Raw genomic sequence first — 6,714 nt, forward strand, 5'->3', positions numbered from 1 at the left:
TTTACTTTTAATTGATCGATCGTATCATCATTGATGATGCCGCCGATTGCACAAGGAACGAATACATCGGCATCAACGGAGTAAATTTCCTCGCCTGATACGACTTTGATGGCAGCCCCCATGTTTTTCGCTTTCGTCATCAATTGGTCGATGGAGCTCTGGTTGATGTCGGTCACGTACAAATCCGCACCTTCATCCAGCAGGCGCTCCGCCACCTTATAGCCCACTTTACCAAGACCCTGGATGGCATAGCTTTTCCCGTGAAGATCCCTCGACCCCCAGATGTTCTGGTTGGTTGCCTGAAGCCCATAGATAACTCCCATCGCAGTAGGAATCGACGAGTCCCCGCTTCCGCCGTAAACTTCGTCGACCCCGACTATGCAGTTTGTCTCTTTAAGTGCATAAACAAAGTCCTCCGGCTCGGTCCCCATGTCAGTACCTGTATAGAAACGTCCGTTCAATGATTCCACGAACTGACCGAACGTACGGAATAGTTCTGGATGTTTATCCTTCGCGGGATCACCGATGATGACGGCCTTCCCTCCCCCAAAGTCAACATCCGCAGCCGCACACTTATAGGTCATTCCCTTTGACAGGCGCAGCACATCATTTAATGCTTCATCCACTGATGCATATGGCCTCATCCGGCATCCGCCAAGAGCCGGTCCAAGTGTTGTGTTATGTATAGCGATTATAGCTTTGAGTCCTGTATCTTCATCATTACAAAAAACAACCTGTTCATGATTCTTAATTTGTTCGAACATATCCATTTCTCTTCCCCCAGACATTTTGTAAACGCTTACAGATTAGAGCTCAAAAAAATTATATACTTTCGATTCTTTTCCTTATTTTCTCTTTGGGCAGGACAACCTGTTTGACCTCTCCCCTGCCGATCATCCTATCATTCTTGAAATCTCTCACGACCACCTCGGTCAGGATGATGTTTCTTTCATATTTAATGACCGCGGCTTTGATTTCAAGCTTGGAACCAGTGCCTGCAGGCGCCAAGTGCTCTACGGTCACTTTGGCTCCCATGCCTTCTTCGCCGTCCTCAAGATAAGGGAGAATGATCTTCCTTGAGGCCCATTCCATGTGATACACCATTGATACCGTTGAATAAACAGGGTGAACCACATCTCCTTCAAACTGGGCATGCATGACCGGGGTCACCTCCGTCATGATTGTGGCGGTATACCCTTCAGCTAATCCGGACTTCATTGCTTTCCCCCTTTAAACTAACGCATCATGCATATTCATATAACGTTAATTTAACGATATAATAACATTCAGTATTATAAATAGTCAATATATTGTTAAAATTTAAACAACTATTAAAGAACATCATGACGGCCTGTCCGCGGCGCTTTAACGCAAAAAAGTAACGGGATGGAATCCCGTTACTTTTTTAGGATAATAGTGCGCGGTCACTTGCCAGCTTGCTTCCGCGGATTCGTTGAAACTCATTCAGAAGCCCTTCGACAGTCAGGTGCTTCTTTTCCTCTTCATTGACTTCAAGGATGATTTGTCCTTTATCCATCATGATCAGACGGTTACCCAGATCCAAAGCTTGCTGCATATTGTGGGTAACCATCAGGGTTGTCAGTTGATAGTTTTCCACAATTTCTTTTGTCAGGTTTGTAATCAGGTCTGCACGTGCCGGATCAAGGGCTGCGGTATGCTCATCAAGAAGCAGGATCGACGGTTCCGTAAAAGTCGCCATCAATAAGGAAAGCGCCTGCCTTTCTCCGCCGGACAGCAGACCCACTTTGGCGTTTAACCGATTTTCCAGCCCTAAGTGCAGGGTTTCCAGCACCTCCCTGAAAAACTCTTTCCTCTTCTTCGTGACACCGAGCCGGAAGGTCCTTGTCCGGTTTCTCGAATAAGCCATGGCCAGATTTTCCTCGATCGTCATGGAAGGGGCAGTACCCGCCATCGGATCCTGGAAGACACGTCCGATCAACTTCGAGCGTTTATATTCAGACACCCTTGAAACCTCGTGATCATCGATCAGCACATTCCCGACATCAGGCAGCAGCACTCCTGAGACGATGTTCATCAACGTAGATTTCCCTGCCCCATTACTTCCGATTACCGTAACGAAATCTCCCGGCTTCATGGTCAGCTGAATATCATCAAGGGCAATTTTTTCATCCGGTGTCCCTTCATTGAACACCTTATGAATTCGATTTAATTGCAGCACCGTCATCACCCTTTCCTTCAGAAGTCAGAGAAACATTGTTCAACCTCTCAGTCATACGCTGTGCCTTGCGTTTTTTATCTTTGTAACGGTCCATCACTTTAGGCATGATCAATGCCAGAATGACGATGACGGCCGTAATCAACTTCATATCACCTGTTTCAAGGAATTCTACCCTGAGTGCCATACTGACCACCAGGCGGTAGATGATCGCTCCACCGATGACAGCGAGCGTTGTACGGGCAATCGTCTTTGTACCAAATAACGCTTCCCCGATGATAACCGATGCAAGACCGATGATGATCATCCCGATTCCCATTCCGACATCGGCAAAACGGCTGTATTGTGCAATCAGCGCCCCCGACAAAGCAACCATGCCATTTGAGATCCCCAATCCAAGAATGATCATTAAATTGGTATTGGCTGAGAAGCTTCGGATCATGCGCTGATTATCACCAGTGGCACGCAAAGCTAAACCGATTTCTGTTTTTAAGAATGCGTCTGTCAGGAATTTGATGGCAAGGGTTATGATCACCATGATGAATAATATGCTCCATGTCCCGGGAAGCGGCTCACCAAGACCTACCGCCATCCAAAGATTATTCATTGCTGTATCGATCCCAAGCGGAGCCCACATTCCTTCTATTCCAGTAAAAGCCGTTTCCTGATTCAATAATGGTACATTGGATCTTCCCATGATCCTCAGATTGATTGAATACAAAGCAATCATCATGAGAATACCCGACAGCAAGGCATTGATTTTGCCGAATGTGTGAAGTAAACCGGTAATACATCCTGCTGCAAATCCAATCACAATCGCAGTGAGTGTAGAGACCACGGGATTGTAGCCGCTGACAATCATGGTGGCGGCTACAGCAGCCCCGGTAACGAAGCTGCCATCCACCGTTAAATCAGGAAAATCCAATATCCGAAAGGACAAGTAGACTCCAAGGGCCATAATCGCGTATATGATTCCAGATTCAAAGGATGCAAATATTGCTGTTGGCACGAATCATCATCCTCCCTTTATTCTGCTTCGATAAATTCTCCCATTTCGGACCATGCGTCTTTGAATTCCACACCTTGCTCTTCAGCTGCTTTTTTGTTGAACATCAATTCGAAGTTTTGTGGAGTTTGAACAGGCAATTCAGAAGGTTTCTTCTCGCCTTTCAATATCTTGACTGCCATTAGGCCCGTTTCATAACCAAGGTCTTCATAGCTGAATCCGCTCGCTGCAATAGCACCTTTTTCTAATGAATCCAGTTCTCCCACAAATAGAGGGATGTCCTTTTCATTCGCTACCCCGATGACAGATTCAAGCGCAGATACTACGGTATTATCTTTCGGGATATAAATGGCATCCACACGGCCGGTAAGTGACTCAGCTGCCTGCTTTACATCAGCTGACGTTGAAACAGAAGCTTCTACGACCTTCACCCCTTTTTCTTTAGCGATCTTGTTTATTTCTTCTGCCTGAACGACAGCATTTTGTTCTCCAGAGTTATAAATGATACCGATTGTTTTCGCTTTCATTTCATCCGTAACGAAAGAAAGTGTCTTGGTGATCGCTTCCGGATGAGTATCTGTCGTACCGGTGATATTTTCACCTGGTTCATCGAATGATTTAACCAATTCAGCACCGACAGGATCCGTTACTGAAGTGAACACGATCGGAATTTCCTTTGTCGCATTCAATGCATGTTGAGCACTCGGGGTTGAGTTCGCGAAGATGAGATCGACTCCGTCACCAACAAGGTTCTTGGCTGCCGTCTGGGAATTGCTTTGGTCTCCTTGGGCAATCTGAACATCATATTCGACATTGTCGCCTTCTTTAAATCCATTTTCTTCTAAAGCCTTCTTAAAGCCTTCGAAAGCTGCATCCAACGATTGGTGTTCAACAATTTGGGTGACTCCTATGACATATTTCTTGTCACCTTTATCTGCCGATCCCTGCTCACTGCCTCCGCAGCCTGATAGAACCAACATACCTAAGAGCATTGACATGACACCGTATAACAAACTCTTCTTCTTCATTGATATCCCCCTTTTTCTCTTAAAAAGTTATGATTAGTAGTCTCAGAGACTAAAAAACCCTTTTGTGATAAAAATAAAGACCGACGTTAACACAACGTTATATTATCATCCTTGTCACAAAATAGTCAATAATATTCGGAAAATTTAAAAATTAATAATAGTATAGACGGTTTGGGTAAGAATATCTATAGTTTACGGGAAATGAAAGAAAGAATTTTGAGGGTCATCAGCGGTTTGGTCGTTTTTTAAGAGGAACGAATAGGGTATTCTGTTTCAGAAATAATGAGTGTGTCGAATGATGGCGGTAATCATAATTCGATTATTAAGTTATAATTTCGACTTAATCGTTTCGCATACGGCGGTAATTTCAATTTAAACGAAGCCCGAATCGTACCTGCTGTTTCCGTTCCAATCATTTTTTAACTTACTATCATTAAATAGCACAGAATAAAGAAAAAGCATGCCCTGAACGACCATGCTTCCTCTGCTGTCAATCTATTCTATTTTTTGCCAATCCAGCGAAAATGTTCTCAGCATCAATGACCATTTTCTCTATCAATTCTTTCACGGAAGGAATATCCGTGACCAATCCCGATATCTGTCCCCCGTTGATAAATCCCTGATCCAGCTTCCCTTCCAATGCGCCGATTCGATGATAGTCTTCTGAAGTAAGCAGTCCGAACTCCTCAGCCTGCACACCTTCCTTCTCTTTTCGCATTAGCTCAGCTGAGTAAGGTGACTTCATAATCCTTCTTATTTTGCCGACTGAACGGCCGACAATTACCGTGCTGTCATCACTTGCCTCCAGCAGGGAAGCTTTATAGTTATCATGAAAGGGCGCTTCCCGGGTCGCTATGAAGCGGGTGCCCATTTGGATGCCGCTTGCTCCGAGTGCGAGCATGCTTGCAAGTCCCCTGCCATCGCCGATACCGCCAGCTGCTGCGACCGGTATGCTAACGGTATCAACGAGTTGCGGAATCAATGACAGCGTGGTCGTTTCCAGATTGGAATTAATACCAGCCGCTTCATATCCTTCACCCACAATGATATCAGCCCCTGCTTCTTCCGCTTTTTTCGCTTGTTTTCTGGAAGCTACCACACAAACCACTTTTACTCCGTGTTCGTGAAAATAGGGAATGAGCGGCTTCGGATTTCCTGCTGAAAGGGAAACAGCCGGCACTTTATGTTTAACTGCTAAACGAACCATCTCTTGCAAATGAGGTGTGATTGCAATCGGAATATTTAATGCAAAAGGTTTTAATGTACGTTTCTTTGTTTCTATAATAATCGTTTCCACTTCTTCCACGCTCATGGTCCCGACCCCGATAGTACCGAGCGCACCAGCTTCGGAGATGGCAGCGGTCAAGGGAGCATTGCTGATATTCCCCATCCCTCCTTGAAGAATAGGATATTTTATTTCGAGAGTCTCTGTTAAGTTGTTCATTTAAATCCCCCTTCGTTAAATTAATGTTATACTCTTAGAAAAATTTAGACAAGCACTATCTGAATATTATGCCAGAAGAACAACAAGAAATTTTTTCACTTGAAATATTGACAAATTATCCTTGAAATTATATCCTTTTATTAACTACTTTGTAAAACAAGGTAGCATTTTTTTAAAACGCTATCTTGTTTTGCAAGATACTAAAAGGAGTCATATTATGTCCATCCGGAGTCAGTTATTAAAAGGATTGCTTGACGGCTGTGTTCTTTCCGTCATATCAAAAGAGCCTGTTTATGGGTATGAGCTTTCAAAGAAGCTTCAGGCTGCCGGTCTGAAGGATGTAAGTGAGGGCACCATTTACCCTGTGTTGCTGAGACTTCAAAAAAACAGACTGATCACAGGACAAATGAAGCCTTCGGAGTCGGGACCTAACCGGAAATATTATACCCTTACCGAGGAAGGCTTGGATGCACTGGAAATGATCTCAAAAGAATGGGAGCAAATCTCATTCGGGGTCAATTCTTTATTAAAAGGGAGGAATATCGATGCTTGAAGCAAAACAGTTAATCCAAATGAACAATAAAAAGAGAACCGGACTGACACCTGAAAATGAAAAGTATTACGAGGATTTCCTTATTTACATCAGGCTGCAGCTGACCGTTTCAGAGCAGCAATCAGAAGAGGTCCTGATGGAGATCCTGGAGCATCTCTTAGAAGGGCAGCAGGAAGGCAAAACGGCTAAGATGATATTCGGTGAGGATCCAAAAGCATTTGCTGATGAAATCATCGACAACCTCCCTGGAGAAAAGAAGAGGGATGCGACCATGTTTGTTTCTTCCTTAGCCTTGAATCTGTTTGGATTCTTCCTTATTACACGAGGAATCATACTGGCTCTTGTTTCGCTTTTTAAAGAAGTAAGTGACGTAGTCTATCCTGCAACTTACGGTATCATTGCATTATCCATTCTTTTTTCAAGTCTTCTCGGGGTAGTCGTGATTTTTCGTATCATTAAAAAATCATTATTTCAAGAGAATGAAAC

General features: G+C 44.0%; 8 protein-coding genes. 2 read left to right on the forward strand and 6 right to left on the reverse strand.

All coding sequences use genetic code 11. The features are described 5' to 3' along the window. The 6 genes from HP456_RS04810 to HP456_RS04835 form a co-directional block, all read right to left on the reverse strand. Positions 1-770: Glu/Leu/Phe/Val family dehydrogenase (locus HP456_RS04810; RefSeq protein WP_172248874.1), on the reverse strand; the 770-nt coding region annotated here is incomplete at its 3' end. 52 nt (positions 771-822) lie between these two features. Next, positions 823-1,218, reverse strand: coding sequence for a thioesterase family protein (locus tag HP456_RS04815; protein ID WP_172248875.1), 396 nt, complete (start codon positions 1,216-1,218; stop codon positions 823-825). A 187-nt stretch (positions 1,219-1,405) separates the two neighbouring features. Further along, positions 1,406-2,200 carry an ABC transporter ATP-binding protein gene (locus tag HP456_RS04820; protein WP_172248876.1) on the reverse strand — a complete coding sequence of 265 codons (795 nt, stop codon included), beginning with the start codon at positions 2,198-2,200 and terminating at the stop codon, positions 1,406-1,408. Further along, entirely contained in the window at positions 2,175-3,206 is a 1,032-nt protein-coding gene (locus HP456_RS04825; protein WP_172248877.1) for an ABC transporter permease, read from the reverse strand. Before HP456_RS04825 ends, HP456_RS04820 begins: the two co-directional genes overlap by 26 nt. A 17-nt stretch (positions 3,207-3,223) precedes the next feature. After that, entirely contained in the window at positions 3,224-4,231 is a 1,008-nt protein-coding gene (locus HP456_RS04830) for an ABC transporter substrate-binding protein (protein WP_172248878.1), read from the reverse strand. A 490-nt stretch (positions 4,232-4,721) separates the two neighbouring features. Continuing rightward, positions 4,722-5,675, reverse strand: a complete 954-nt coding sequence (locus HP456_RS04835) for an NAD(P)H-dependent flavin oxidoreductase (RefSeq protein WP_172248879.1) — start codon at positions 5,673-5,675, stop codon at positions 4,722-4,724. A gap of 217 nt (positions 5,676-5,892) precedes the next feature. Between HP456_RS04835 and HP456_RS04840 the strand changes: the two genes are divergently transcribed. Next, positions 5,893-6,228: a PadR family transcriptional regulator gene (locus tag HP456_RS04840; RefSeq protein WP_172248880.1), complete on the forward strand. Its 336-nt coding sequence runs from the start codon at positions 5,893-5,895 to the stop codon at positions 6,226-6,228. Beyond that, a partial coding sequence (locus tag HP456_RS04845) for a DUF1129 family protein (protein WP_172248881.1) occupies positions 6,221-6,714 on the forward strand: 494 nt, incomplete at its 3' end. The genes HP456_RS04840 and HP456_RS04845, both read left to right, overlap by 8 nt.

It is taken from the genome of Bacillus haikouensis (assembly GCF_013179555.1).
GTDB classification, from domain to species: Bacteria; Bacillota; Bacilli; order Bacillales; family Bacillaceae_B; genus Rossellomorea; species Rossellomorea haikouensis_A.